The organism is Bradyrhizobium cosmicum (genome assembly GCF_032290525.1).
GTDB lineage: Bacteria > Pseudomonadota > Alphaproteobacteria > Rhizobiales > Xanthobacteraceae > Bradyrhizobium > Bradyrhizobium cosmicum_A.
Window position 1 is genome coordinate 390,917 of sequence record NZ_JASXTA010000003.1, and the last position, 24,149, is coordinate 415,065.

At 65.6% G+C, this 24,149-nt stretch carries 24 protein-coding genes and 1 pseudogene; 6 read left to right on the top strand and 19 right to left on the bottom strand.

Annotated features, from left to right (window positions below):
• Positions 1-17: 17 nt before the first annotated feature.
• From phnN to phnG, 8 genes are read right to left on the bottom strand one after another with little or no spacing between them, the layout of a single operon-like run.
• A complete protein-coding gene (gene phnN, locus QSV46_RS08025) occupies positions 18-596 on the bottom strand; it encodes a phosphonate metabolism protein/1,5-bisphosphokinase (PRPP-forming) PhnN (RefSeq protein ID WP_314949260.1) in 579 nt (192 codons plus the stop codon).
• Between the two features lie 14 nt (positions 597-610).
• Positions 611-1,768 carry an alpha-D-ribose 1-methylphosphonate 5-triphosphate diphosphatase gene (locus QSV46_RS08030; RefSeq protein ID WP_314948938.1) on the bottom strand — a complete coding sequence of 386 codons (1,158 nt, stop codon included), beginning with the start codon at positions 1,766-1,768 and terminating at the stop codon, positions 611-613.
• A gap of 11 nt (positions 1,769-1,779) precedes the next feature.
• Positions 1,780-2,478: a phosphonate C-P lyase system protein PhnL gene (phnL, locus tag QSV46_RS08035; RefSeq protein ID WP_314948941.1), complete on the bottom strand. Its 699-nt coding sequence runs from the start codon at positions 2,476-2,478 to the stop codon at positions 1,780-1,782.
• A gap of 22 nt (positions 2,479-2,500) precedes the next feature.
• Complete coding sequence (gene phnK, locus QSV46_RS08040; protein ID WP_314948942.1) at positions 2,501-3,313, bottom strand: phosphonate C-P lyase system protein PhnK; 813 nt, start codon at positions 3,311-3,313, stop codon at positions 2,501-2,503.
• On the bottom strand, positions 3,306-4,196 hold the full coding sequence (locus tag QSV46_RS08045) for an alpha-D-ribose 1-methylphosphonate 5-phosphate C-P-lyase PhnJ (RefSeq protein WP_314948946.1): 891 nt from the start codon (positions 4,194-4,196) through the stop codon (positions 3,306-3,308). Before QSV46_RS08045 ends, phnK begins: the two co-directional genes overlap by 8 nt.
• A complete protein-coding gene (locus QSV46_RS08050) occupies positions 4,193-5,296 on the bottom strand; it encodes a carbon-phosphorus lyase complex subunit PhnI (protein WP_314948951.1) in 1,104 nt (367 codons plus the stop codon). Before QSV46_RS08050 ends, QSV46_RS08045 begins: the two co-directional genes overlap by 4 nt.
• Before the next feature lie 2 nt (positions 5,297-5,298).
• Complete coding sequence (phnH, locus tag QSV46_RS08055; RefSeq protein ID WP_314948954.1) at positions 5,299-5,907, bottom strand: phosphonate C-P lyase system protein PhnH; 609 nt, start codon at positions 5,905-5,907, stop codon at positions 5,299-5,301.
• A gap of 4 nt (positions 5,908-5,911) precedes the next feature.
• On the bottom strand, positions 5,912-6,325 hold the full coding sequence (phnG, locus tag QSV46_RS08060) for a phosphonate C-P lyase system protein PhnG (protein WP_314949262.1): 414 nt from the start codon (positions 6,323-6,325) through the stop codon (positions 5,912-5,914).
• Positions 6,326-6,495: 170 nt separating this feature from the next.
• Here phnG and phnF point away from each other — a divergent pair, with 170 nt between their 5' ends.
• Positions 6,496-7,224, top strand: a complete 729-nt coding sequence (phnF, locus tag QSV46_RS08065) for a phosphonate metabolism transcriptional regulator PhnF (RefSeq protein ID WP_314948955.1) — start codon at positions 6,496-6,498, stop codon at positions 7,222-7,224.
• Between the two features lie 99 nt (positions 7,225-7,323).
• Here phnF and phnE (QSV46_RS08070) read toward each other — a convergent pair whose 3' ends face one another.
• The 4 genes from phnE (QSV46_RS08070) to phnC form a co-directional block, all read right to left on the bottom strand.
• Positions 7,324-8,172, bottom strand: a complete 849-nt coding sequence (phnE, locus tag QSV46_RS08070; RefSeq protein WP_314948957.1) for a phosphonate ABC transporter, permease protein PhnE — start codon at positions 8,170-8,172, stop codon at positions 7,324-7,326.
• Positions 8,169-9,053, bottom strand: coding sequence for a phosphonate ABC transporter, permease protein PhnE (phnE, locus tag QSV46_RS08075; protein WP_314948959.1), 885 nt, complete (start codon positions 9,051-9,053; stop codon positions 8,169-8,171). Before phnE (QSV46_RS08075) ends, phnE (QSV46_RS08070) begins: the two co-directional genes overlap by 4 nt.
• Positions 9,054-9,129: 76 nt before the next feature.
• Positions 9,130-10,065 carry a phosphonate ABC transporter substrate-binding protein gene (phnD, locus tag QSV46_RS08080; protein WP_314948961.1) on the bottom strand — a complete coding sequence of 312 codons (936 nt, stop codon included), beginning with the start codon at positions 10,063-10,065 and terminating at the stop codon, positions 9,130-9,132.
• Positions 10,066-10,131: 66 nt separating this feature from the next.
• A complete protein-coding gene (phnC, locus tag QSV46_RS08085) occupies positions 10,132-10,941 on the bottom strand; it encodes a phosphonate ABC transporter ATP-binding protein (protein WP_314948963.1) in 810 nt (269 codons plus the stop codon).
• Between the two features lie 174 nt (positions 10,942-11,115).
• On the opposite strand from phnC, the gene QSV46_RS08090 reads away from it, so the two are divergent.
• The 3 genes and pseudogenes from QSV46_RS08090 to QSV46_RS08100 all read left to right on the top strand — a co-directional run bounded on the left by QSV46_RS08090 (position 11,116) and on the right by QSV46_RS08100 (position 13,714).
• A complete protein-coding gene (locus tag QSV46_RS08090; protein ID WP_314948966.1) occupies positions 11,116-11,787 on the top strand; it encodes a chloramphenicol acetyltransferase in 672 nt (223 codons plus the stop codon).
• A pseudogene (locus QSV46_RS08095) lies at positions 11,784-12,976 on the top strand (alpha-D-ribose 1-methylphosphonate 5-triphosphate diphosphatase). Before QSV46_RS08090 ends, QSV46_RS08095 begins: the two are co-directional and overlap by 4 nt.
• A gap of 18 nt (positions 12,977-12,994) precedes the next feature.
• Positions 12,995-13,714, top strand: coding sequence for a DUF1045 domain-containing protein (locus tag QSV46_RS08100; RefSeq protein WP_314948968.1), 720 nt, complete (start codon positions 12,995-12,997; stop codon positions 13,712-13,714).
• Here the strand turns inward: QSV46_RS08100 and QSV46_RS08105 are convergent.
• The 7 genes from QSV46_RS08105 to QSV46_RS08135 all read right to left on the bottom strand — a co-directional run bounded on the left by QSV46_RS08105 (position 13,692) and on the right by QSV46_RS08135 (position 21,174).
• Positions 13,692-14,285: a hypothetical protein gene (locus QSV46_RS08105; protein ID WP_314949264.1), complete on the bottom strand. Its 594-nt coding sequence runs from the start codon at positions 14,283-14,285 to the stop codon at positions 13,692-13,694. The genes QSV46_RS08100 and QSV46_RS08105 overlap by 23 nt on opposite strands.
• An 83-nt stretch (positions 14,286-14,368) precedes the next feature.
• Positions 14,369-15,769, bottom strand: a complete 1,401-nt coding sequence (locus tag QSV46_RS08110; RefSeq protein WP_314948971.1) for a selenium-binding protein SBP56-related protein — start codon at positions 15,767-15,769, stop codon at positions 14,369-14,371.
• 197 nt (positions 15,770-15,966) lie between these two features.
• A complete protein-coding gene (locus QSV46_RS08115) occupies positions 15,967-16,908 on the bottom strand; it encodes a dihydrodipicolinate synthase family protein (RefSeq protein ID WP_314948974.1) in 942 nt (313 codons plus the stop codon).
• 114 nt (positions 16,909-17,022) lie between these two features.
• Entirely contained in the window at positions 17,023-19,104 is a 2,082-nt protein-coding gene (locus tag QSV46_RS08120; RefSeq protein ID WP_314948977.1) for a methyl-accepting chemotaxis protein, read from the bottom strand.
• 118 nt (positions 19,105-19,222) lie between these two features.
• Positions 19,223-19,993, bottom strand: a complete 771-nt coding sequence (locus tag QSV46_RS08125; RefSeq protein ID WP_314948979.1) for an enoyl-CoA hydratase — start codon at positions 19,991-19,993, stop codon at positions 19,223-19,225.
• A gap of 12 nt (positions 19,994-20,005) precedes the next feature.
• Complete coding sequence (locus QSV46_RS08130) at positions 20,006-20,455, bottom strand: MarR family winged helix-turn-helix transcriptional regulator (RefSeq protein WP_314948980.1); 450 nt, start codon at positions 20,453-20,455, stop codon at positions 20,006-20,008.
• Between the two features lie 44 nt (positions 20,456-20,499).
• Positions 20,500-21,174 carry a TetR/AcrR family transcriptional regulator gene (locus QSV46_RS08135; protein WP_314948983.1) on the bottom strand — a complete coding sequence of 225 codons (675 nt, stop codon included), beginning with the start codon at positions 21,172-21,174 and terminating at the stop codon, positions 20,500-20,502.
• A gap of 90 nt (positions 21,175-21,264) precedes the next feature.
• Between QSV46_RS08135 and QSV46_RS08140 the strand changes: the two genes are divergently transcribed.
• Positions 21,265-22,512 carry an HlyD family secretion protein gene (locus QSV46_RS08140; protein ID WP_314948986.1) on the top strand — a complete coding sequence of 416 codons (1,248 nt, stop codon included), beginning with the start codon at positions 21,265-21,267 and terminating at the stop codon, positions 22,510-22,512.
• A complete protein-coding gene (locus QSV46_RS08145) occupies positions 22,460-24,073 on the top strand; it encodes an MDR family MFS transporter (RefSeq protein ID WP_314948988.1) in 1,614 nt (537 codons plus the stop codon). Before QSV46_RS08140 ends, QSV46_RS08145 begins: the two co-directional genes overlap by 53 nt.
• Positions 24,074-24,149: the final 76 nt, after the last annotated feature.

A 24,149-nucleotide genomic window follows, 5' to 3' on the forward strand; every position in this document is an offset into this window, starting at 1 on the left:
TCCGTTCTCCTTGTTGGCTATTCGTGCCAGCCTTCATTCCTGATCACCCGCACGAGCTGGCGGCTGTGATAGTCGGCGCTGCCGGCGTTGAGGATGGTGATATCGGCGTTGGCCGATGCGTCATCGATGCTGCGCGCAAGGCGGTCGGCGATGTTTCCATCGCTGTGCCGGGCGCGGGCGGCAAGCCGCTGCGCCAGCACCTCCGGCGGCGCGGTGATCGTGACGACGACGACGTTGGCGTAGGCCTTGCGCAGTGCGCCGATCACCGTGCGCGAGACGTTGGCCACGACCGCGCGCCCGGCGCGGATATCGTCGTTGATCTCGAGCGGCAGGGCGTAGGAATGCCCGTGCGCCTCCCAATGCACGGCGAAATCGCCGTGCGAGCGGGCGCGGAGAAAGTTATCGTGGCTCATCGCGATATTGTCCTCGTCGGCGGAGGATGCGCGGGTCACCACGCGGCGCGGAAAGACGATGTCGGGATCGACAATGCAGGCCGCCTGCGCGAGACGCAAGAGCGTGTCCTTGCCGGCGCCGCTGGGACCGACCACGAGCACCAGCCGCCCGGGTCCGATCCCGCCTGCCGCGTCCTGTGCCATGGTCGCGGTCTCGCTCACGCGACGCGGTTTCCTTCTCGCCAGACGCTGCGGACCACGGGAACGTGGCCTGCGACGTGGACGCGGATCAGATCGGCGCGCTTGCCGGTCGCGACCTCGCCGCGGTCGGACAGGCCGACCGCCTCGGCGGGCGCCTTCGTGACGGTGCGAACCGCGGCCGGAAGGCTGATCGCGGGCACATGCTCGGGCAATTGCAGCGCGGCCATCAGGAGGCTCGACGGAATGTAGTCCGACGACAGGATGTCGAGCAGGCCTTCGCGGGCGAGGTCGACGGCAGCGATGTTGCCGGAATGTGAGCCGCCGCGCACGACGTTCGGTGCGCCCATCAGGATGCCGATGCCGGCCTGGTGCAGGCCGCGCGCCGCCTCGAGCGTGGTCGGAAATTCCGCCACCGAGACGCCATCGCGCACCGCGTCCACGACGTTCTCCTCGGTGGTGTCGTCATGGCTCGCGAGCGGAATGTTGTATTTGTGCGCCAGCGCCACGATCTCGCGCATGTTAGTCGCAGCATACTGCTTCTGATACTCGAAGCGTCTCGCGAACAGCTCGTCGAGCTCGGCATCGGTCTTGCCGCCGCCCTTGCCGCGGTAGTAGTCGCGCAGCTTGACCTCGTCGCGGAACTGGCGCTGGCCCGGCGTGTGATCCATCAGCGACATCAGCCGCACGTCGGGACGGTCGATCAGCTCCTTGGCCTCCTCGACCACGCTCGGCATCGGGATTTCGCAGCGCAGATGCAGGAAGTGGTCGGCCCGCAGCAGGTCGGCGTCGCGCGCGGTCGTGATCGCGGCGGCCAGCACGCCGGCGCGGCCGTCGACTTCCTCGGCGCCGTCCTCGCGCCAGACCCGGAGCGAGTCGAACACGGTGGTGATGCCCGATGTCGCGAGCTGGCCGTCATAGGAGATCACGGCCGCGACCGGATTCCAGAACACCTTCGGGCGCGGCACGTAATGCGCTTCGAGATGGTCGGTGTGGAGTTCGATCAGGCCCGGCATGATGAGGTCGCCGCCGGCATCCTCTGCGCCCGCGGGCGCCCTGCTCTCGCCGATCTCGGCAATGCGTCCGTCCGCGAGAGCGAGCCAGCCCTGCTCGATCACCCGGTCGGCCAGCACGATCCTGGCGTTGGCGATCACGGTGTCCTTCGGCTTGGCGTTCATTTCCATTTCCTTCAGGCGGCGGCGGCAAAGCTGGTAACGTCGACAATACGGTCGGCAATCAGATGACGGATTTCGTCGTCGTGGACAATGGCAACCATGGCGACACCCTGTCGCTTCTTTTCGGCGACCAGCTCGACCACCACAGCGCGATTGGCGGCATCAAGCGAAGCGGTCGGCTCGTCCAGCAGCAGGATCGGCAGGTCCGAGATGAAGCCGCGCGCGATGTTGACGCGCTGCTGTTCACCGCCGGAGAAGGTCGCCGGCGGCAGCTGCCACAGCCGCTCGGGGATGTTGAGGCGGTGCAGCAGCTCGCCGGCACGTGCCTGCGCATCGGCCCGGCTCATGCCGTTCACGATCAATGGCTCGGCAACGACGTCGATGGTCGCGACCCGCGGCACTGCCCGCAAGAACTGGCTGACATAGCCGATCGTCGCACGGCGCACGTTGAGGACCTGCCGCGGCTCGGCGGTGGCGAGATCGACCACGGCACCGCGATGGCGGATGCCGATGCGGCCGGAGTCGCAGCGGTAATTGCCGAAGATCATCTTCAGGATCGACGATTTGCCGGCGCCTGATGGCCCCGACAGCACCACGCAACCGCCCGGGTTGACGTGGAAGGTCACACCGCTGACGACAGGCAATTCGATGCCGCCTTGCAGGTGCATCGTAAAGGTCTTCTTCGCATCGGCGATGTCGATCATGGCGGTCATCGGAAAACTCATTTTGGATGGCTTATGGCGGCAAAATCGAGGAGACGAGGAGCTGGGTGTAGGGCTCGCGGGGATCGTCGAGCACCTGGTCGGTCAGGCCGGCCTCGATGACGCGGCCGCCCTTCATCACCATCACGCGATGCGACAACAGCCGCGCGACCGCGAGATCGTGGGTGACGATGATGACGGCGAGATGCAGCTCGGCAACCAGGCTGCGCACGAGATCGAGCAGGCGGGCCTGCACGGAGACATCGAGGCCGCCGGTCGGCTCGTCCATGAACACCAGCCGTGGCTCGGTGACGAGATTGCGGGCGATCTGGAGGCGCTGGCGCATGCCGCCGGAATAGGTCCGCGGCGCATCGTCGATGCGCGCGACATCGATCTCGACGCGGCCCAGCCAGTCGGACGCGGTGTCGCGAATCCGGCCATAGTGATTCCAGCCCACCGCCATGAGCCGTTCGCCGACATTGGCGCCGGCGGAGACCGCCATGCGCAGGCCCTGCGCGGGGTCCTGGTGCACAAAGCCCCAGTCGGTGCGGAACAGGAAGCGCCGCTCGGCTTCGCCGAGCGTGGCAAGACCGCGGGTGACGCCGTCGCGCATCCGGTACGACACCTCGCCGGCGCTCGGCGCGAGCTGGCCCGACAGCAGCTGGAGCAGCGTCGACTTGCCCGAGCCGGACTCGCCGACGATCGCCAGCACCTCGCCGGGATAGAGCGCAAAGGAGACATCGCGGCAGGCGGCGATGCGGCCATAGGATTTGCTGAGGGACTCCGCGACCAGCAGCGGCTGGTCGTTGTCGAGCGTGTCGCGATCAGCCAAATCTTGATCAGCCATGTGACCCCGCCTTCTCCTTGTACGGCGCGGCGCTGAGGCTGCCGTGATGGCCGGCAGCCTGGCGGCCCTCGCAATAATCGGTATCCGAGCAGACGAACATGCGTCCGCCCTTGTCGTCGGTGACGATCTCGTCGAGATAGGAATTTTCGGCCCCGCACAGCGCGCAGGGCGCGTTGAATCGATACCGCTCGAACGGATGATCCTCGAAATCGAGCGATACCACCTGGGTATGGGGCGGGATCGCGTAAATGCGCTTCTCGCGGCCGGCGCCGAACAGTTGCAGCGCCGGACTATTGTCCATCTTGGGATTGTCGAATTTCGGCATCGGCGACGGATCCATCACGTAGCGCGCGTTCACCTTCACCGGATAGGCGTAGGCCGTCGCGATGTGGCCGAAGCGGGCGATGTCTTCATAAAGCTTGACATGCATCAGGCCGTATTCGGCGAGCGCGTGCATGCGCCGCGTCTCGGTCTCGCGCGGCTCGAGAAAACGCAAGGGCTCCGGGATCGGCACCTGATAGACCAGCACCTGGTTCGCGTGCAGCGCCGTCTCCGGAATGCGGTGACGGGTCTGGATCACCGTTGCATCTTCCGTCGCCGTGGTGGTGGCGACGCCGGCGGTCTTGGCGAAGAACTTCCGGATCGAGATCGCATTCGTGGTGTCGTCAGAGCCCTGGTCGATCACCTTCAGCACGTCTTGCGGACCAAGAATCGCGGCGGTGACCTGCACACCGCCGGTACCCCAGCCATAGGGCATCGGCATTTCTCGGCTGGCGAACGGCACCTGATAGCCGGGGATCGCGATCGCCTTGAGGATGGCGCGGCGGATCATCCGCTTGGTCTGCTCGTCGAGATAGGCGAAGTTGTAGGCGGGCGCGTTCATTCCGCGGCCTCCTTCATGGTATCGGGCGCGTGGGCCTCGGCAAATTCCTGGCGCAGCTTGCGCAGCAGGCCGAGCTCGGACTGGAAGTCGACGTAGTGCGGCAGCTTCAGATGCTCGACGAAGCCGGTCGCCTGGACGTTGTCCGAATGCGACATCACGAACTCTTCATCTTGTGCGGGGGCGAGTGCCTCCTCGCCGAGTTCGCGGGCACGCAGTGCGCGATCGACCAGCGCCATCGACATGGTCTTGCGCTCGCTCTGGCCGAAGGCGAGGCCATAGCCGCGGGTGAAGCACGGCGCTTCCGTGGCCGAGCCCTTGAACTGGTTGACCATCTGGCACTCGGTGAGCGCGATCGAGCCGAGCGGGACGGCGAAGCCGACGTCCTCGGCGAAAAATTCGACCTCGACCTCGCCGAAGCGGATCTCGCCGACGAAGGGGTGGTTGCGGCCGTAGCCGCGCTGGGTGGAGTAGCCCATCGCCAGCAAGAACCCTTCATCACCGCGCGCGAGATTTTGCAGGCGCAGGTCGCGGTCCGCCGGGAAATTCAGCGGCTCGCGGGTGAGATCGCCGACGCTGGCGCCGTCTTCGGCCTGCGGCGAGGATTCGATCAGCCCGTCGCGGCCCAGAATGTCGGTCACACGCGGCGTCGCCGCGGTCGAAGCCTCGGCCGCCGCAGGTGCTTCCGGCACAAAGCCCTGGGCAAGCGCCGGATCGAGCAGGCGATGCGTATAGTCGAAGGTCGGTCCCAGGATCTGGCCGCCGGGAATGTCCTTGAAGGTCGCAGACACCCGCCGCTGCACCCGCATGACGCCGGTGTCGACCGGCTCGCTCGCGCCGAAACGCGGCAGCGTGGCGCGGAAGGCGCGGACCAGGAAGATCGCCTCGATCAGATCGCCGCGCGCCTGCTTGATCGCCAGCGCCGCGAGCTCGCGGTCATAGAGCGAGCCCTCGCTCATGACGCGGTCGACGGCAAGGCCAAGCTGCTCCGAAATCTGGTCGAGAGAGATTTCCGGAACGCTTTGGTCGCCGCGCCGCGCATGGGCGAGCAGGCGATGGGCGTTCTCGATGGCGCGTTCGCCGCCTTTGACTGCGACATACATGCTTAACTTCCCTTGCTCACGACACGCGTGGTGCGGGGGATCGCGGCCACGGCGTCATCGGCGACCAGCACGACATCGATGCCGCGCGGAAACAGAGCCTCGTTGAACCGCAGGCGCTCGAACAGGTCGAAAGGCTTGAACGACGCCAGAAGCATTGCGACGCCATCGATGCCCGGTCCGCGCAGCTCGAAGCTGCGCCCTGCGTCCAGGCTCTCGACCTGGAGGATCAATGTCGTCGAGCGATCCGGATATTCGTTGGTGCCGAGCGCGAAGCGCTCGAGCGAGGGCAGCAAGGCGCCATCGCTGATCAGCCCAAAGCTCGCAATCGAGGGGTCCTGAACCGCCGGCGCGCCGGTGTGGAATTTCAGCCATTTCACCACGTCGGAGCTTTCCGATATCCGCGCATCGAGCCAGAGCGGCGTGTCGTGATCGAACAGCGTCAGCGCAATCGCGGCGGTGCCGCGCATCATCGGCGCAGGCGATCCCGCCATCGGCACGATGCGCCGGACCGAGCCCGGCCGCGCCATCGCGTCCATGACGGAACGAAATGTCGATTGCGCCGACAACACCTTGTCGGCGAACCCCGGCGGCAGTTCCGCAATCGTGGTCATGGCCTCACCCCTCACCGCGCACCATGGTGTAGAAATCAACTTTCGTCGCGGCGGTCTCGGCCGCGGTCTGCTTGCGTCCGACCAAAAGCTGCTTGCGCAGCGGCGCGATGATCTCGCGCTCCACGGCCGCACCAAAGTCGCTCGACTGCACCAGCGCGTCGCACAGTGCGATCAGCCGCGCCTTCTCGCCGTCGCTTCCGAGCGTGTAGCCGAAGCCGACCTCGCCGCTCGAAAGCCGCACTGCCGCGCGCGACACGGTCGCTTCGCCGAGGTTGAACGGCGCGCCGTCGCCGCCGATCCGGCCGCGCAGCATGACGAGGCCGTTTTCCGGCGCCCGCAGGTCCTGATGGGTCGGGAGGGCCAAGTTGCGGAGGCGGGCGGCGATCTCGCCCGCCTCCGCATGCGCCAGCACGGCCATGGCGGCCTGGCGCTGGGCTTGCTGATTGTTGTGCTGAGTCACAAAATCCTCCGAATGTTTTGACGGAACTACCCGAATTCAAGTTGTCTATGATACTAGACAACTTGATACGCAAGCGCCATGACTGTTTCGTGACAAAGGTGTGATTTCTGAAGTAGGTTGCCGGTGACATGAGCATGCAGGACACCGCCTCCACAGGCGTCGCATTATGGCGCCTCGTTGCCGACGGCATCGAGCGCGGCATCGCCGACGGTCGCTTTTCCGCAGGCGACAGGTTGCCGGGCGAGATGGAGATCGCCGAAACCTATCGCGTGAACCGTCACACGGTGCGGCGCGCGCTGGCAGCGCTTGCCGAGCGCGGCATCGTGCGGGCAGAGCGCGGCAGCGGAACCTATGTCGAGGCGCAGCGCCTCGCCTATCCTTTGCGCGCGCGCACGCGCTTCTCCGAGATCGTCGGCGCCGAGGGCCGCGAGCCGCACGGCCGGCTGATCGAGGCCTCCGATGATGTCGCGACCCGCGAGGTGGCGCGCGAGCTTGGCTTGAAAGCCGGTGCGCCATTGGTGCGGATCGAAGCCATCCGCCTCGCCGACCGCACGCCGATTTGTGTCTCGACGACGTGGCTGTCGGCCGAGCTGTTCCCGGATGCGGGAGTTGTGTTCGCGGCGGCCCGCTCGATGACGAAGCTGCTCGAGCATTATGGCGTCCGCGACTATCGCCGCGGCGCCACCCGGATCACCGCCGGCATCGTCGACGCGACCGATGCCGCGCGGCTCGATCTGCCGCTCGGCCGGCCGATCCTGGTGGTCGACGCGACCGACCACGATCTTGCGGGCAAGCCGCTGGTGACGAAGCATTCGCGGTTCGCGGCGGAACGGGTGGAGTTTCTGGTGGAGTCGTAGGGTGGGCAAAGGCGCGCTTGCGCCGTACCCACCATCTATCCAACGTCGCCATTGAAGTGGTGGGCACGCTTCGCTTTGCCCACCCTACAAGATCGGCGATCAGGCGACAGCGCGTCTTCCGATAATCGCAAATCGCAGCTTGGTCGAAACGAAATCGATCGCGGCGACGGCGACCAGAATCATCAGGATCAGGAACGACACTTTCTGCCATTCCAGCACGCGGATCTGCTCGGCGAGCTGGAGGCCGATGCCGCCGGCGCCGACGATGCCGATGATGGTCGCCGAACGCGTATTCGACTCGATGAAATAGAGCACCTGCCCCGCGATCACCGGCAGTACCTGCGGCAACAGACCAAAACGGATCTCGTGCAGAGGGCTGCCGCCGGAGGCGCGGATGCCCTCGACCTGCTTCTGGTCGGCGGCCTCGATCGCCTCCGAGAACAGTTTTCCGAAGGCGCCAAAATCCGACACAGCGATGGCGAGCACGCCGGCGAACGGGCCGAGCCCGACCACGTTGATCCACACCAGCGCCCAGATCAGTGTGTCGACGCCGCGGATCGAATCCAGGAACCGCCGCACGGGAAAGCGCAGGATGTTCGACGGCACGATGTTGCGCGCGGCGAGCAGGCTGACGGGAAGCGCGAAGACGGCGGCGAGCGTGGTGCCGAGCAGCGCGATCGAGAGGGTCTCACCGAGCGCCTTCAGATAGATCGGCAGCGAGGAGCCGGGATCCGGCGGGATCATCATCATGCTGATCCAGCCGAGTTGGCTCAACCCTGCGAAGAACCGCGACGGAGAGAAATCGAGATCGACGAGGCCGTAGACGAAGACAGCGAACGCCGCGGCGACCGTCGCCGGCATGGCGAGCCGCGCCGAGGCCGGCCGGTCGAACACATCCGGATAGCGCGCGCGCATGGCGCGCGTATCGACGTCCTGCGACCGCGTCACGTCCGCGCCTCCTTGCCGAACAGGCGGCCGCGCAGCCAGCCGGTGCTGATATCGATGATGAAGACGGTGACGATGATGGTGAGCAGGATGGCGCTGACGTCGGAGTAATAGAACTTGCGGATGGCGACGACGAGCTCCTGGCCGATGCCGCCGGCGCCGACAAAACCCATCACCGAAGCCTCGCGGACGTTGATCTCGAAGCGCAGCAGCGCGTAGCTGGCATAGCCCGCGGTGACCTGCGGCACGACGGCAAAGCGCATGCAGGAGAGCCAGCTCGCCCCGGTCGAGCGGATGCCTTCGACCGGCTTCATGTCGGCGTTCTCGACGATCTCCGAGAACAGCTTTCCGAGCGCGCCGGTGGAGTGGATCGCGATCGCGAGCACGCCCGCCATCGGGCCGAGGCCGAAGGCGATCACGAAGATCAGCGCGAAGACGATGCCGGGAACGGTGCGGGCGAATTCGAGCAGGCGCCGCACCACAAAGCGCAGCCAGGGTGCAGGCGAGGTGTTTTCAGCCGCGAAGAAGTTCAGGGCAAAGGCGAGAACCGCGCCGACCAGCGTGCCGACATAGGAGATCAGCACGGTCTCGCCGAGCATCTTCAGCCATTTGCGCCAGCCCCAGAACCACTCGCCGACATCGGTCCAGACCCGCTGGCCGTTGTCGAGCGTGAGGATGCGGTCGAAATAGCTGATGAAGTTGCCGAAATAGGTGAAGAGGGTGCGCAGGTTCACTTCCGCGCCGACCGCGGCGAGAAGCAGCGCGGCGGCGAAGATTACGACTCCGGACAGGAGTCGGAGCCGCTTGCGCGCGACCGCCTGGCGATAGGCGGCGTTGAGCACGGCAAGCTGTTGCTCGGGGAGAATCGAAACCGCGACGGTCATCTGGCCAGGTAAAGTGGTCGATCAAAAGAGAAAGAGCCGGGTCCATCGACCCGGCTCCAGTGACGTCGCCCCGAAGTCAGGACGCCTTCTTCTTACGCAGTGCATCGACGAACTTGATCAGCTCGATCGTGCCATCCCAGTCCTTGGTGGTGGCGGAATGAAAGCCCTTTTTCTGGCCGTCGGAGAGGCGATCGAACGCCGCCTTGTCCTTGGCCGGCGCGTCGAAGAACGCCTTGGCGATGGCGGCCTTGGCGTCTTCCGGCAGGTCGGAGTTGTAGGCATAGGGGCCGTTGATGATCGGCGCCGACTTGTGGACGATGCGGAAATCGTCCTTCTTCATCGCCGAGCCGTCGGCGTTCTTTAGCATCCCCTTGGTCAGCATCTGCGCCAGCGTGGAATCGTCGTCGCTGGTCCACTGGTTGGCGGCGACATCGACCGTGCCCTGAGCCAACGCCAGCATCGCGTTCTCGTGGCTGCCGGTGAAGACGACCTTGCTGAAATAGGTATCGGCGTCCGTGATGCCCATCTTGTCGAGCTCGAAGCGCGGCACGTTGTTGCCGGAGGTCGAGTTCGGATCGACGAGACCGAGGTTCTTGCCCTTGAGATCATCGATCTTCTTGTAGGCGCTGCTCGTCTTGACGAAGAACACCGAGTAATAGCCGGTCGAGCCGTCGGCGTTGATGTCATTGGCGAAGGCATCCGTCTTGACGCCGGTCAGGCGGGCGCGCGCGAACGAGGCCGAGCCGTAGCTGGCGATATGGATGTTGCCGGCGCGCTGGCCTTCGATCACAGCGGCATAATCGTTGGCAATGCGCAGCGTGACCTTCACGCCCAGTTCCTTGGAGAGATAGCTCACGAACGGCGCCCAGCGCTCGGTAACGCCGGAGGCGTTCTCGGCCGGGACGACCGCGAAGGTCAGCTCGGGATATTTGGCTTTCCAGCCTTCGGCGGAGGCGGAGGCGGTGAATGCGAGCGCGGCGGCGCCGGCAAGGATTAATCTGCGAGTGATCATGGTACCCTCTTCATCGGTTGGGGTCGGTTGACGCAAAACTGGCAACTCAACAGGTGCAGCGCGGCCTCAGGCGGCGGCCGCCGTTCCAAGCGCCGGAACGCCCTCGGGCGCCGCGACGGGCACACCGCCCATAACTTCGGCGGCTTCGAGGTCGTAGAGCTCGCGCGCGACATGGTCGGTCAACGCGGCCGGCGCGCCGTCGAACACCACGCGGCCCTGCGCCATGCCGATCAGGCGGTCGCAATAGCTGCGCGCCAGATCCAGCGAATGCAAATTGCAGAGCACCGTGATGCCGAAATGCTTGTTGATGCGCAGCAGCGCGTCCATCACGATCTTGGTATTGCGCGGGTCGAGCGAAGCAATCGGCTCGTCGGCGAGGATGATATCGGGCTGTTGCACCAGCGCGCGGGCGATCGCGACGCGCTGCTGCTGGCCGCCGGAGAGCTGGTCGGCGCGCTGGGCGGCGAGCGAGGCGATGTCGAACTGCTCGAGCGCGGACATCGCCAGCGCCTTGTCCTGCTCGGGCCAGGTCTGTGTCAGCGAGCGCCAGGCCGGCATCGTCGCGAGGCGCCCCATCAGGACGTTGGTGAGCACGTCGAGCCGCCCCACCAGGTTGAACTGCTGGAAGATCATCGCCGAACGCGCCCGCCACTGCCGCAGCTCCCGGCCGCGGAGCGCGGTGACATCGAGGCCGTCGAACAGGATGCGGCCCTGCGTCGGTGTCGCGAGGCGATTGATCATGCGCAGCATGGTCGACTTGCCGGCGCCGGAGCGCCCGATCACACCGACGAAGCCGCCGGGGGCGACTTGAAACGAAGCGTCGTCCACCGCGGCTTTTGCGCCGAAGCGGCACGTCAGACCTTCCACCACCAGCATGCGGGACTCCAGAGTATGCTGGGACCAACCGCTATCGTCGGCGCTTGACACTTGTGTGACACGCGCGCTGCGATGCGGCGATCCTCCACACGCCATCCCCTGTCATCGCTCCGTCATGACAATGTCATCAAGCCGCTCGTAGAGGAACTTCGGCTCTCGAATTACGGATGCAACATGGCCAGAAAAATGCTGTCCGTTCAACCGACCATCGATCCCTCGGCAAAGCTGCACGAGACCCGGCTCGGCGCCTACACCGAGGTCGGCGCACGCACGATCCTGCATGAAGTCACGATGGGCGATTACTCCTATGTCGTGAACGATTCGCAGATCACCTACACCACCATCGGGAAGTTCTGCTCGATCGCGGCGATGACGCGCATCAATCCCGGCAACCATCCGATGCAGCGCGCGACCCAGGCGCATTTCACCTATCGTTCGAGCGCCTACTTCGAAGGCGAGAGCGACGATGCCGATTTCTTCGACTGGCGGCGCCAGCATCACGTCCATATCGGCCATGACGTCTGGCTCGGCCACGGCGCGATCGTGCTGCCGGGCCGCAACATCGGCACCGGCGCGGTGATCGCGGCGGGCGCCATCGTCACCAAGGACGTGCCGGCTTACACCATCGTCGCCGGCAATCCGGCCCGTATCGTGCGGCGGCGATTCTCGGAAGACATCGCCGGACGGCTGGCCCGGCTCGCCTGGTGGGACTGGGATCACGACAGGTTGCGTGAAGCCCTGCCCGATTTCCGCAGGCTCGGGATTGAAGATTTCCTCGCGACGTGTGAAGCACGGGCAAGCTCCATCACCAGTTCTCCTGCCGGCAAACGAAGCGCGATCGCGTGACAGACATCTTTCTTGAGGGCGGCCGGGCCTTGATCGGCGCCGAGCTCGTCGAAACTTCGCTCCTCGTGTCCGGAACGGACATCGCAGAGGTCGATGCCTCTCGCGGCCGGTCGCGGCTGGCGATCGATGCACGCAACCTGCTGGTGCTGCCCGGCATCGTCGATCTGCATGGCGATGCGTTCGAGCGGCAGATGATGCCGCGCGCCGGCGTCGATTTCCCGATCGACGTCGCGCTCGCCGACAGTGACCGTCAGGCGATCAGCAACGGCATCACCACCGTATTTCACGCCACGACCTGCTCGTGGGAGCCGGGCCTGCGCAGTGCCGCAACGCGCGCGCGCTGATGGAGGCGATCGAGCGGCAGCGCCCGCAATTCGCCGCCGATACCCGCTTCCACCTGCGGCATGAGACCTACAATCTCGACGCCGAGGCCGAGATCAGCCAGTGGCTCACTGATGGCCGCGTCGACCTGTTCGCCTTCAACGACCATATGGACGGCACCGTTGGGGACATGGCCAAGCCCCGCAAGCGCAACCGCATGGTGGAGCGCACCGGGCTGTCGAGCGAGGAATTCGACCGCCTCGTCGAGCGTGTGCTCTCCCGCGCCAGTGAGGTGCCGGCTTCCGTGTCGCGGCTCGCCGCGACAGCCCGCGCCGCCGAGGTGCGGATGCTCTCGCATGACGATGCGACGCCGGCGATGCGCCAAGGCTTTCGTGCCATGGGCGTGGATATCGCGGAGTTTCCGATCAACGAGGAGACGGCGCGGGAGGCCGCAAGCCGCGGCGATGCCATCGTCTACGGCGCGCCGAACGTCGTGCGCGGCGGCAGTCACACTGGCTGGACCAGAACATCCGACATGATCGCCAAGGGCCTCTGCTCGGTGCTGGCGTCGGACTATTACTATCCCGCGCAGCTGCTCGCCGCGTTCCGTCTCGCTGCCGACGGCGTGCTGCCGCTGACCGAGGCCTGGAACCTGGTCTCCGCCGCACCCGCGCGCGCGACCGGCCTCACCGATCGCGGCATCCTCGCCGAAGGGCGCCGGGCGGACATTCTGCTGGTCGATGACAGCGTGCCGCTACGGCCGCGTCCGATCGCGGTGATATCAGGCGGCAAGCTCGTCCACCTCCCAGATGCGACGCGGCTGCTCGCAGCAGTGGCAGCGCCGCGCGGGGCTGTCGTCGCGGCATGAATTGGTTATGCTGAGGCAATGACAGGTTTTCCCCGCTACGCGATCTATTTTGCCGCAGGCAGCAACAGCGCCATCTCCCGCTTCGGCGCCGAGCTGCTCGGCTACGATCCCTATACGGGTGAGGAGGTTTCGTTTCCGCGCGAGGCGCTGGATGTCGCGCCGGACTGGCGCGAGGTCACCACAGATCCCTGCAAATACGGTTTTCACGGCACGCTGAAAGCGCCGATGGCGCTCACGCCCGGCAAGTCTGAGGCGGAGCTGATTGCGGCGTGCGCGGCATTCGCTGAGAAGGCGCGGCCCATTCCGATGATCCGCCCGGTCGTCGATTCCATCAGCGGCTTCATTGCCGTCATTCCGGCCGAGCCGGTCGGTGCGCTTCAGGAGCTCGCCGCCGATTGCGTTCGGGATCTCGATGCTTTTCGTCCGGCGCTTTCGGCGCAGGACCGTGCGCGGCGGAAGCCCGAGCAGCTGAGCGAACGGCAGCGGGGCTATCTCGATCGCTGGGGCTATCCCTACGTAATGGAAGAGTTCCGCTTCCACATGACGCTGACGGGGCGCCTGGACGCGGAGCGGCGCGGGCCGATCCTGGAGATGCTGCGGACGCGGTTTGCTGCGCTCGGCCTCGAGACGCTCGCGATCGACCGCATCGCGCTGTTCAAGCAGGATGATGCGAAGGCTCGCTTCCGCATCATCGGCGAGTGGCCTTTGAAGAGCTTCAGTGCCGGCTCGCGACATTGAAGACGAGTGCCACAGCGCCAACCAGAACGAGGCTGGTCGCCCAGATCGCATCCAGGTTGAACCAGCTTCGCGAGACGAACCTCAGTCCCAGATAGCGGTAGACCAGCCACGCCAGACATCCGCCGGCGCTGGTCATGGCGGCGACGTGCACCAAAGACACCAGCACCGCCATCCCGAGTCCTGCCTTCATCAGTGCGCCCGCGGCTTCATGGCCGGCATCGAGTTCGAAGGCCCGGCAGAGCCCGAGATAGATCGGCACGAGCATCAAGGCGGCGCCGTGCGCAATGGCAACCGCAAATGACCAGAGCGCCAATTGCGTTGGCGGAATTCGGGCCAGCGTGCGCGGATGGCGCCGCGCGATCAGGCGATAGACGCCGAAGCCGATGACGAGAAGGCTCGCGCCGAGCTGGATCGAACGCTGCCATTCGGCCAGCACGAGCAGGAACGCGAATGGCAGCACCACGAGAAGTGTTGCCAGCAGATGTCCGGCCGCCAGAGCCCACAACGCACGGAAGAGCGCGCGCGGGCTCTTGTCCATGAGCCCGGCCGAAACGGCGAGCGGCCAGCCCATTCCCGGATTGACGCCGTGATAGAGACCGCTCGCGACAAGAGCGAGCCACAGCCAGCCGAGGGCCCAGTTCGCGTGTCCCCAATCTAGGCCGACGGGTAGCAAAAGGAGTCCGTCGAACAATCGCCGCCCTCCAGCCTGATCTGGTGCGCACGGTATCCGTCGGGGAAACTGACGAAGTAGTCGTTGTCGAGCTCGAGGCCGCCATTGGCACCGGCATTGGCCATGACCTCCACACCCGGAACGCCGTCGGGATAGAACTGGTCATCCCAGGTGGAATAGAGCGAGTTGGTCCAGTACACGCGCCTGCCGTCGCGGCTGATCTCGACCATCTGCGGACCGGCCGCAAATGCCTTGCCGTTCGGATGAGGGGTGCGACGCGCGATGCCGCCGATGTGAACCGAGCCCGCAAGCTTCGGCTTGCGCGGATCACTCACATCGTATTGGCGCATTTCACCCGTACCCCAGCACGAGACATAGAGGAAACGATCATCCATCGACAGGTCGATGTCGGTCACCAGCGGCGGCACGGCGCCGAAGCCCTGCAGCAGCGGCGGCAGCTTCTCCTTTGGCGCGGGTTCGGGCGGGATCGTCGCCGTCTTCTCCGCATGAAATTTTCCGCCTTCTCGCCACCAGGTCCAGATCGATGCTTCGAGATTGGTCGTATCGACCACGACGCCGACGAAGCCGTATTCACGAACCGGATCGTGCGCCGGTCGTACCTCCAGCGCCATCTGATGATTGGCACCGAGGTCGATGGTCTGCACGTTGCGCCGGGCACGCAGATCCCAGAAATGGAGACGATGGCCGTATTTGTTCGCCAGCAGATCTTCCGGGACGATCCCGTTCTCGAACTGCGGCGGCAACGCCCATTCGCTTGTCACCATGTAGTCGCGCGGCAGGTTCCACCAGAAATCATAGTGCAGATTCTGCGGACCGCGATCGATCTCCCATCGTCCAAGGACCTCGAACGTCTCGCAATCCATGATGAAGACGCCTGGAGGACCGTTGGTGCCGTCTTTGCCGCTGCCGCCCAGCGTGCTCACATAGATGCCATCCGGCCCGCAATGGATGGTGTGCGGCCGCGAGTAGCCGGTCTTCTTGAAGACTTCCTCGGGCTCGATGATCTTGTGGATCTTGGCTTTGGTCGGATCTGGCTTGGTATCGATGATGTAGATCCGCGACGAGCGCAGCCCGGGGATGATGAGATAGCGCCGCTCGATGAAGGCATGTCCGGCGAGCGGCGACAAGGCGGAGGAGCAGGCATTCCACCCGAAGTGGTGAAACTCATCGCCCTTGTTGGGCATCGTCACGGTGTGGACGATCTGGCTGTAGGTCGGCGATTGCGGCTTGACATCGATCACCGCGAGAGCATCGGGCTTTGAGAAATCCGGACTGAGCAACAACGTGTAGGCAAAATTCTCCGCGGGCGCCTCCATCGCAAGCCTGGGCGACGCGTGAAAGGTGGGATCCGGCCTCATCGTCATGGCACTGCCTCCCTGTTTCGTCGGTTTGCTCCAACCTGGCTTGGGATAGCGGCATAATGAAGAGCTGCGCGATGTCTTGATATTCTCCGCGGGCCTGGTCGGCGAGGATACAATACGTCATTGCCAGGCCGCGGGAAACCGCCCGTACCGCGTTAATTCGACGCCTTCAGCGCTGCTCGCAAGGACGGCGGAGCGCCCTATTTCCCCCACCGCAGCGCCAGCGCATCGCGCTCCTTGGCCAGCTCCAGCAGCCCCGCGCGCGTCGCGGGATGCAGCGGTTGCAACGGATGCCGCACGGCGTCCGACCTGATCACGCCGCCGGCCTGCATCATCACCTTGCAGGCGATCAGGCCGCATTGGCGGTTCTCGTAGTTGATCAGCGGCAGCCAGCGCTCGTAGGCGGCTTTCGCCGCCTCGCGGTTGCCGGCGAAATAGGGATCGATGATCTGGCGGATACCGTCGGGATAGCCGCCGCCGGTCATCGCGCCGGTGGCGCCGGCATCGAGATCGGCCAAGAGCGTGATCGCCTCCTCGCCGTCCCACGGTCCCTCGATGGCACTGCCGCCGGCCTCGATCAGGCTGCGGAGCTTTGCGGCGGCGAACGGCACCTCGATCTTGAAATAGCGGATGTTGGCGAAGTCGCGCGACAGCCGCGCCAGCAGCTCGACCGATAGCGGCGTGCCCGCGACCGGCGCATCCTGGATCATGATGGGAATGGTGATCGCGTCCGAAAGGACCTTGAAGAATTCGACGATGCCTTTCTCGGGCACGCGAAAGGTCGCGCCGTGATAGGGCGGCATCACCATGACCATCGCGGCGCCCGCCGCTTCGGCCTGCCGGCTGCGCGCGGCGCAGACTGCGGAGCTGAAATGGGTGGTGGTGACGATCACGGGAACGCGGCCCGCGACATGCTCCAGCACCGCATGCATCACGGTTTCGCGCTCGGCATCGGTGAGCACGAACTGCTCGGAGAAATTGGCGAGGATGCAGAGGCCGTGCGATCCGGCATCGATCATGAAATCGACGCAGCGGCGCTGTCCGTCGAGATCGAGCTCGCCGCGCTCGTCGAAGATGGTGGGAACGACCGGGAACACGCCGCGATAGGGGCGCTGGGCGTTGTGGTGTGGGGTGACCGGCATCGAACTCTCCATCCCTGATACGTCTGTGGCTGCACTCCCGCAGCGCCGCAGATGTAGCCGCCGCACGAACCGGCGGCAATGCCCGCGCGACTGCGGATGGAGGAACCAGCGAAGCTAGGCGGTCTTTACGGCTCCCAGGAAGCCTTCGACCGCGACGCGCAGACGATCGGCATCGGCCGACATCTTCTTCACCGATTCGGACAACACCGTGCCGGCGTTACCGGTCTCCTGGTTGAGCCTGGCGACGCTGCCGATGGTGTCGGTGACCTCGCGGGTGCCCTGGGCCGCCTGCTGGAAGTTGCGCGATATCTCGGTGGTGGCCGCGCGCTGCTGTTCGACGGCTGCGGCAATCGCCGTCATCTTCTCGTCGATGCCGCCGATGGCCCCGCCGATCGAGCGGATGGCGGTCACGGCCTGGCCGGTCGCCCCCTGGATTTCCTCGACCTGGCGGGAGATTTCTTCCGTCGCCGTCGCGGTCTGGGCCGCGAGGTTCTTGACCTCGCCGGCGACCACGGCAAAACCGCGGCCGGCCTCGCCCGCACGCGCCGCCTCGATGGTGGCGTTCAGCGCCAGCAGGTTGGTCTGGCCGGCGATGGCATTGATCATCTTCACGACCTCGCCGATGCGGCTCGCGGTCTGGTCGAGAATCTCGACCGTGGCGTTGGTCCGCTCGGCCTGCGAGACGGCCTCGCGTGCCTCGCGCGCGCTCGACTGGACCTGTGCGGAAATCTCGCCGACGGAGGCGGAGAGCTCCTCGGTCGCCGCCGCAATGGTCTCGAGATTGTTGGTGGCCTGCTCGGCTGCAGAGGAGACCGCCGCGGTCTGGCTGCTCGATTCCGAAACCAGCGAGCGCACGCCGGTCGCGGTGGCGTCGAGTTCCTTCGTCGATGCCATGACGCTCTGGAGCACCGCCTGCACCGTATCGTCGAAACCACGGCAGGCCGCGTCGACGGTGCCGGAGCGGGCAAGCTGCAGGGCCTGCTGCGATTCGCGCTCCTGGCCCAGGCGTTCCGCGGTCGCCGCGCTCTCGCGCAGGCTTTCGAGCGCCGCGGCCATGGTGCCGAACTCGTCGGGATATTTCGACTGCGGCACCGAGGTCGCGTAATCGCGCGCACCAACGCGTGCGATGGCATCGAGAATGGCGCGGACCGGGCGCATCAGGCGATTGCGCACCACGTAGACGCCGGCGAGGGTCACAGCGAGCGCGAGCAGGAATGCGAGCGACTGCACGGCGAGATTGGCGAGGGCCTTGGCCTGCACGGCCTCGGCACGCGCGATCGACTGATCCAGCGCCTTGTTCGCGACCGCGACAATGGGCGCGAACGGCGACTGGCACAGCGTGTTCCACTCTGAAGCCGGCATCGCAGGCTTGCCACTGCCGTCAAAGTTCCTGGTGAGATCGCCGATCTGCTTCAGGACGCCGTCGGTCTTGGCCTTCGCGTCCGACGCTGCCGCCACCAGCTCCGCCGTCACGTCTGGCGCAGCCAGCAACTCCGCCATGCCGGCCCAGCCGGAGGCGATGGTGCCGTCCCATTGCGCCACGGAGCGCTTCTGGGCGTCATCGAGCGGCTTGCTGCTGTTGACGTTCGAGCGAAGCGACGAACAATGGACGCCGTAACGGTCGCGCACCTGCCAGGCAAAGCGACGGACCTGGATCATGCGGGCGATGTAGGGATCGTTCATCCAGGCACGGTTCGACACCGCGGTGGAGGCGAGGTTCGCTGTGTCGATGACCTTGGTGACGGCATCGTACCAGGCGCCGGTGCGCTCCATCTTGCGCTCGGCGCGCGGCTGCTTCGCCTCGTCGTAGAACAGCTGAAATTTCGGCGCGGCTTCGCTCCAGCGCTGCTTGAGCGTGCCCGCGAGTTCATCGCGCCGCGCAAATTCGACGGTCGCGAGCGCCGCGACGATGGCATCATAACCGCTCTGCTCGGCCTTCTCTGCCGCTTCGAGCTTGGTGCGCGGATCGTCCTCGCCGAGGAGCGCGCTCTGGGCATCGCCGCGATTGTTGCGCAGCGACAGCACGCCATGGAAGATCGCCTTGTCGGCTGCGGCAAGCCGGGCGGTTTCGAGGCTGTCGGTATAGCGGCCGAAGGCTCCGACCATCTGGATCGCCGTACTGGCCAGCGCGCCGGCGGCCAGCAGGACCATCAGGGTCAGGAGAAGCGAGCTTACCGATTTCTTAAACATTGCCATAAGTCACGAGGGGCCACTCTCAGGATGGCCACCTTGCGTCGCGATATGCCAACGTTTCGTTAAGGTTGTAGTCAAATACCGGCTTTCCCGGCTGCCGCGCCTCGGCGGCCAGGGCTGCTCAGGCGACCTTCGTGAAATCCGGCGGACGGCGCTCGGCAAAGGCGGTAAAGGCTTCGCCCGCCTCGGCGGTGCGCAGGCGCTGGGCGAACTGCTCTCCTTCCGCATTCATCTGCGCGACCAGCGCCTCGCCGTTGCGCATCAGCTTCTTGGTCGCGGTGAGCGCGCCGGCCGGCTGGCGGGCAAGACGTTGCGCCAGGGCGAGCGCCTCGGCGTCGAGCTTGTCGAGCGGCACCACGCGGTTGGCGAGGCCCCATTCCAGCGCGGACCTGGCCGACACCGTCTCACCGAGCGCGAACATCTCGTAGGCGCGGGCATAGCCGATGCGCGCCGGCATCAGCAGGCTGGAGGCGGCTTCCGGAACCAGCGCGAGACTGACGAACGGCGTCGACAATTGGACATTGTCAGCGAGCACGACGAGATCGCAATGCAGGAGCATCGTGGTGCCGACGCCGACGGCGCGGCCCTGCACGGCTGCGACCAGCGGCCGGGTGCAGCGCGCCAGCGACTGGATGAAGCGCACCACGTTGCGGCTGCCTTCCGACTTGCCCGCTGCCACCGCCGCGAATTCGCCGACATCATTGCCTGCCGTGAACATGTCGCCCTCGCCGCGGATCAGGATCACGCGGGCCGACGGATCGAACTCGGCGCATTCGATGGTGTCGGCGAGCTTGCCGTACATCGCATCCGTCAGCGCGTTCTTCTTGTCGGGGCGCGCCAGCGTGAGGGTGAGAATTCCGCTGTTGTTCCCGATCCGGACGTGCTCGGTCATTGCCTGCTCCTTCTATTCGTCTGAACTTCTTGGAAACTTGTCCTGAATGCTCGTCAGCCAGCGCGCGACGATGTCAATCTCCGCGCTGGTAAATCCGTCCATCAACGCCGCGTTGACCTCGGCCGCGCCGGTCTTCGCCTGTGCCAGCGCGGTGCGCCCCTTCGGCGTCAGCCACACGCGCCAGGCCCGCCCGTCCTCGCGATCGGCCCGCCGCTCGACCAGCCCCGCCGCAGCACTGCGATCGACGAGGCCGGAAATCCCGGCCGGCCCCATATCGAGCGCGGCACCCGCCTCGCCCATCAGGACGCCATCATGCTTGCCGAGGATGAACAGCAGCCCCGCCTGCGCCGGGGTCACCTCACTCCGGGGCTGCGCCGCCATCCAGTGCTGCAGCCGGCGCTGTGCGACGTTCAACAGGTAGATCAGCCGGTGGTGCCTTGCTGTGGCGCCATTATTTCGCATGCGAAACACTTAGTCGAGACGCGAAGCGTTGTCAAACGGATCCGCTAGGCCTGCTTGGCGCGGCAGCCGTCCAGGAATAGGGCCGCGCATCGTCGCACTCGCCGCTCGATCTCCTTGCGCGATGGCAAAGGCATGCCGCCGTAAATCGCCGCGCGCTGCGGCGCCGAGGCAACCATGCCGATCAGCATGCCGGCGGCATCCTCCGCATCGTCGATCGCGATGCGCTTGCGCTTGACCTGGACGCGCAGCCAGCCGGCAAGGGTCTTGACGGTACGGGAAATGCCGTTGTTGTAAAAGTTCGCGGCGAGTTCGGGGAATGCGGCGGATTCCTGCAGCACCACGCGCTGCAACGCCACGACCTCGGGATCGAGCGCGAGATCCGCGCAAGCGAGCAGCGCGGCGCGCAGGCCCGTTTCGATATCAACCTCGTCGCTCCCTTGCAGATCGACGGCCGAGAGCAACCGCTCGAGCCTGTCAACGCACATCGCCTCGAACAGTGCGGCCTTGCCCGGGAACAGGCGATACAGCGTCTTGGTCGAAATGCCGGCGCGGCGCGCCAGCTCTTCGGTGCTGGTCGCAGCATAGCCATCACCGGCAAAGGCGTGCCGTGCGGCGTCGAAGACGATTCTCTTGGTCTCCTCGTCGCTGCGCAGCGGCGGCCGTCCGCGCGGACGGCATTGCCCCGAAGGTCTTGCGCTTTCCGACTTTGCCTGAGCCATGCTTTTCGATGACGCCTGTCATTCCATTGACAATTTCAAAGCTAGTCTCATTTTGGAAATTATCAAGTTTCCTAATTCAGGGAGCCGGCCATGACCGTCCACACCACCCCATCCGCTGCCACCCAAAGCGCCCTTCCCGCAACGGCGCTGGAGGGCGTCCTGCCCGGCGCCACGGCTGGCGTCCGCCGGCAAAAGCTCAATTTCCGCAAGCTGTTGCTGATGGGAGCCGCGGCCATCGCCGTGGCCGGCGCGAGCTGGTACGGCTACGATTATTGGACCGTCGGGCAATACCTCGTCTCCACCGATGACGCCTATGTGAAGGCCGACAACACCACCATCGCGCCGAAGGTCAGCGGCTATCTCGACCGGGTTCTGGTCGCTGATAACGAGCATGTGAAAGCCGGACAGGTGCTGGCGAGGATCGACGATCGCGACTTCCGCGTCGCGCTCGATCAGGCCCGCGCCGATGTCGCCGCCACCAATGCGACGGTCGCAAGCAAGGAGGCGCAGCTCGAGGTTCAGCAGGCGACGATTGAGGCCGCACGGGCGACGATCGATGTCGACACCGCCGCGAAGACCTTCGCCAGACAGGAGAACAAGCGCTACTCCGATCTCGCCGCGACCGGTTATGGCAGCCTGCAGAATGCGCAGCAGGCGCAGGCCCGCGACGCCGGCGCCGACGCCGCGATCGCGCGCGACAACGCCAATCTCACCTCCGCCCTCAAGCAGGTTGATCTTCTCAAGGCCGAGATCGTGCAGGCCAAGGCGGCAGCCGCCCGCGCGGAAGCCGTGCAGCACCAGGCCGAGCTGAACCTCGGCTACACCAATGTGGTGTCGCCGATCGACGGCGTGGTCGGCAACCGCTCCTTGCGCGTCGGCCAGTTCGTGCAGGCGGGCACGCAATTGATGTCGATCGTCCCGGCCGGAGGCGCCTATGTCGTCGCCAATTTCAAGGAGACGCAGCTGACGCATGTGCAGGCGGGACAGGCCGTCGATATCGAGGTCGACATGTTCCCCGGCCAGATCGTGCACGGCCATGTCGATTCCATCGCGCCGGCCAGCGGCCAGGAATTCGCGCTGCTGCCGCCCGACAACGCCACCGGCAATTTCACCAAGGTGGTGCAGCGCATCCCGGTCAAGATCGCGCTCGATGACAAGCGTGGCCCCGCGATCGCGCTGCGACCCGGCATGTCCGTGATCCCGACCATTGCAACACGTTCGACCGCGCCGGCCGCGAATGCGGCCGTGACGCCCACAGCGAAGCTCGTTTCCGGAGGGTCATGCCATGTCAAACAGCCTCTCACTTTCGACGCCCGCCACACCGGCCGCGACGTCTGATCGTCCGGCCGCCGATCCCAATCGCGCGAGTGCCGCGGTCTGGGTCGCCGTTCTCGCGGCCATGATCGGCTCGTTCATGGCGATCCTGAACATCCAGATCACCAACGCCTCGCTCGCCAACATCGAAGGCGGCATCGGCACCGGCGCCGACAACGGCTCGTGGATCTCGACGTCCTATCTGATCGGCGAGATCATCGTGATCCCGCTGACCGATTATCTGAGCCGCGTGTTCACGTTCCGCCGCTACATGCTGGCGAGCGCGACGCTGTTCGCCGCCTTCTCGGTCGCCTGCGCCTTCACGCATGACCTGCCATCGATGATCGCGATGCGCGGCCTGCAGGGCTTTGCCGGCGGCGTGCTGATCCCGATGGCGTTCACGCTGGTGCTGACCAAGCTGCCGAAGGCGCAGCAGCCGGTGGGCCTTGCGATCTTCGCGCTGTCCGTCACCTTTGCGCCCGCGATCGGCCCGACCATCGGCGGCTATCTCACCGAGAATTACGGCTGGCGCACGATCTTCTTCGTCAACGTGATCCCGACGGCCGTGATGGTGGCCGCGCTCTATCTGACGCTGGAGAAGCAGAAGATGCAGCTCGGCCTTCTGAGGGAAGGCGACTGGGCCGGCATCGTCACCATGGCGATCGGACTGTCGGCGCTGCAGGCCGTGCTCGAGGAAGGCAACAAGGACGACTGGTTCTCCTCACCCTTCATCGTCAAGCTGGCCGTGATCGCGGCCGTGAGCCTCACGCTGTTCGTCGTGATCGAGCTCAATATCGAGAAGCCGTTGATCCGGCTGCGCCTGCTGACGCAGCGCAATTTCGGCTTCGGCACCATCGCGATGACAATGGTCGGCTTCGCGCTTTTCGGCTCGGTCTACATCCTGCCCGCCTATCTCGGCCAGGCGCAAGGCTACAACTCCGAGCAGATCGGCAATGTGCTGGCCTGGACTGGCCTGCCGCAACTCGTGCTGATCCCGCTGATCCCGAAGCTGATGCAGCGCTTCGACACGCGCGTCATCGCCATCACCGGCCTGCTGATCTTCGCCTATAGCTGCTTCATGAACACGGCGATGTCGCCGGATTACGCCGGCGACCAGCTCTGGATCCCCAACATCGTGCGCGCGGTGGGACAGGCCATGGTGCTGACGCCGCTGACGTCGGTGCTGACGGGCGGCATCGCGCCGCAGGATGCGGCCGCGGCCTCCGGCATCAGCAACATGTTCCGCAATCTCGGCGGCGCGATCGGCACGGCGACACTCGCAACCATCATCACCAAGCGCGAGCAGTTTCACTCCAACATCATCGGCCAGTCGGTCACGCTCGGTCGCGAGGAGGTCCGCACCCGCATCGCGCAGATGACGGACTATTTCATGGCGCACGGCGTGCCCGACCCCAACGCCGCGCGCGAACAGGCCATCATCGCACTCGGCAAGACGGTGAAGCGCCAAGCGCTGGTGATGGGCTATTCCGACACCTTTGCCGTAATCGGCATCGTGCTGGTGATCGCCGCGATTGCGGTGCTGCTGACGCGGCGCGTCAAGGCGGCGGGTGGGCCGGCGCATTAGGGCCTCCCGCATCGATTGAAACTTGTCGCGGTCGTCACGCTTGACGGCCGCGTCCTTTTATGTTCCCTATATGTTC

What these genes read in the sequence shown, in the direction of transcription:
- phnN (WP_314949260.1), bottom strand. Translation starts at nt 596, where the DNA reads ATGGCACAGGACGCGGCAGGCGGGATCGGACCCGGGCGGCTGGTGCTC.
- QSV46_RS08030 (WP_314948938.1), bottom strand. Translation starts at nt 1,768, where the DNA reads ATGAACGCCAAGCCGAAGGACACCGTGATCGCCAACGCCAGGATCGTG.
- phnL (WP_314948941.1), bottom strand. Translation starts at nt 2,478, where the DNA reads ATGACCGCCATGATCGACATCGCCGATGCGAAGAAGACCTTTACGATG.
- phnK (WP_314948942.1), bottom strand. Translation starts at nt 3,313, where the DNA reads ATGGCTGATCAAGATTTGGCTGATCGCGACACGCTCGACAACGACCAG.
- QSV46_RS08045 (WP_314948946.1), bottom strand. Translation starts at nt 4,196, where the DNA reads ATGAACGCGCCCGCCTACAACTTCGCCTATCTCGACGAGCAGACCAAG.
- QSV46_RS08050 (WP_314948951.1), bottom strand. Translation starts at nt 5,296, where the DNA reads ATGTATGTCGCAGTCAAAGGCGGCGAACGCGCCATCGAGAACGCCCAT.
- phnH (WP_314948954.1), bottom strand. Translation starts at nt 5,907, where the DNA reads ATGACCACGATTGCGGAACTGCCGCCGGGGTTCGCCGACAAGGTGTTG.
- phnG (WP_314949262.1), bottom strand. Translation starts at nt 6,325, where the DNA reads ATGGCCGTGCTGGCGCATGCGGAGGCGGGCGAGATCGCCGCCCGCCTC.
- phnF (WP_314948955.1), top strand. Translation starts at nt 6,496, where the DNA reads ATGAGCATGCAGGACACCGCCTCCACAGGCGTCGCATTATGGCGCCTC.
- phnE (WP_314948959.1), bottom strand. Translation starts at nt 9,053, where the DNA reads ATGACCGTCGCGGTTTCGATTCTCCCCGAGCAACAGCTTGCCGTGCTC.
- phnD (WP_314948961.1), bottom strand. Translation starts at nt 10,065, where the DNA reads ATGATCACTCGCAGATTAATCCTTGCCGGCGCCGCCGCGCTCGCATTC.
- phnC (WP_314948963.1), bottom strand. Translation starts at nt 10,941, where the DNA reads ATGCTGGTGGTGGAAGGTCTGACGTGCCGCTTCGGCGCAAAAGCCGCG.
- QSV46_RS08090 (WP_314948966.1), top strand. Translation starts at nt 11,116, where the DNA reads ATGGCCAGAAAAATGCTGTCCGTTCAACCGACCATCGATCCCTCGGCA.
- QSV46_RS08100 (WP_314948968.1), top strand. Translation starts at nt 12,995, where the DNA reads ATGACAGGTTTTCCCCGCTACGCGATCTATTTTGCCGCAGGCAGCAAC.
- QSV46_RS08105 (WP_314949264.1), bottom strand. Translation starts at nt 14,285, where the DNA reads ATGGGCTGGCCGCTCGCCGTTTCGGCCGGGCTCATGGACAAGAGCCCG.
- QSV46_RS08110 (WP_314948971.1), bottom strand. Translation starts at nt 15,769, where the DNA reads ATGACGATGAGGCCGGATCCCACCTTTCACGCGTCGCCCAGGCTTGCG.
- QSV46_RS08115 (WP_314948974.1), bottom strand. Translation starts at nt 16,908, where the DNA reads ATGCCGGTCACCCCACACCACAACGCCCAGCGCCCCTATCGCGGCGTG.
- QSV46_RS08120 (WP_314948977.1), bottom strand. Translation starts at nt 19,104, where the DNA reads ATGGCAATGTTTAAGAAATCGGTAAGCTCGCTTCTCCTGACCCTGATG.
- QSV46_RS08125 (WP_314948979.1), bottom strand. Translation starts at nt 19,993, where the DNA reads ATGACCGAGCACGTCCGGATCGGGAACAACAGCGGAATTCTCACCCTC.
- QSV46_RS08130 (WP_314948980.1), bottom strand. Translation starts at nt 20,455, where the DNA reads ATGCGAAATAATGGCGCCACAGCAAGGCACCACCGGCTGATCTACCTG.
- QSV46_RS08135 (WP_314948983.1), bottom strand. Translation starts at nt 21,174, where the DNA reads ATGGCTCAGGCAAAGTCGGAAAGCGCAAGACCTTCGGGGCAATGCCGT.
- QSV46_RS08140 (WP_314948986.1), top strand. Translation starts at nt 21,265, where the DNA reads ATGACCGTCCACACCACCCCATCCGCTGCCACCCAAAGCGCCCTTCCC.
- QSV46_RS08145 (WP_314948988.1), top strand. Translation starts at nt 22,460, where the DNA reads ATGTCAAACAGCCTCTCACTTTCGACGCCCGCCACACCGGCCGCGACG.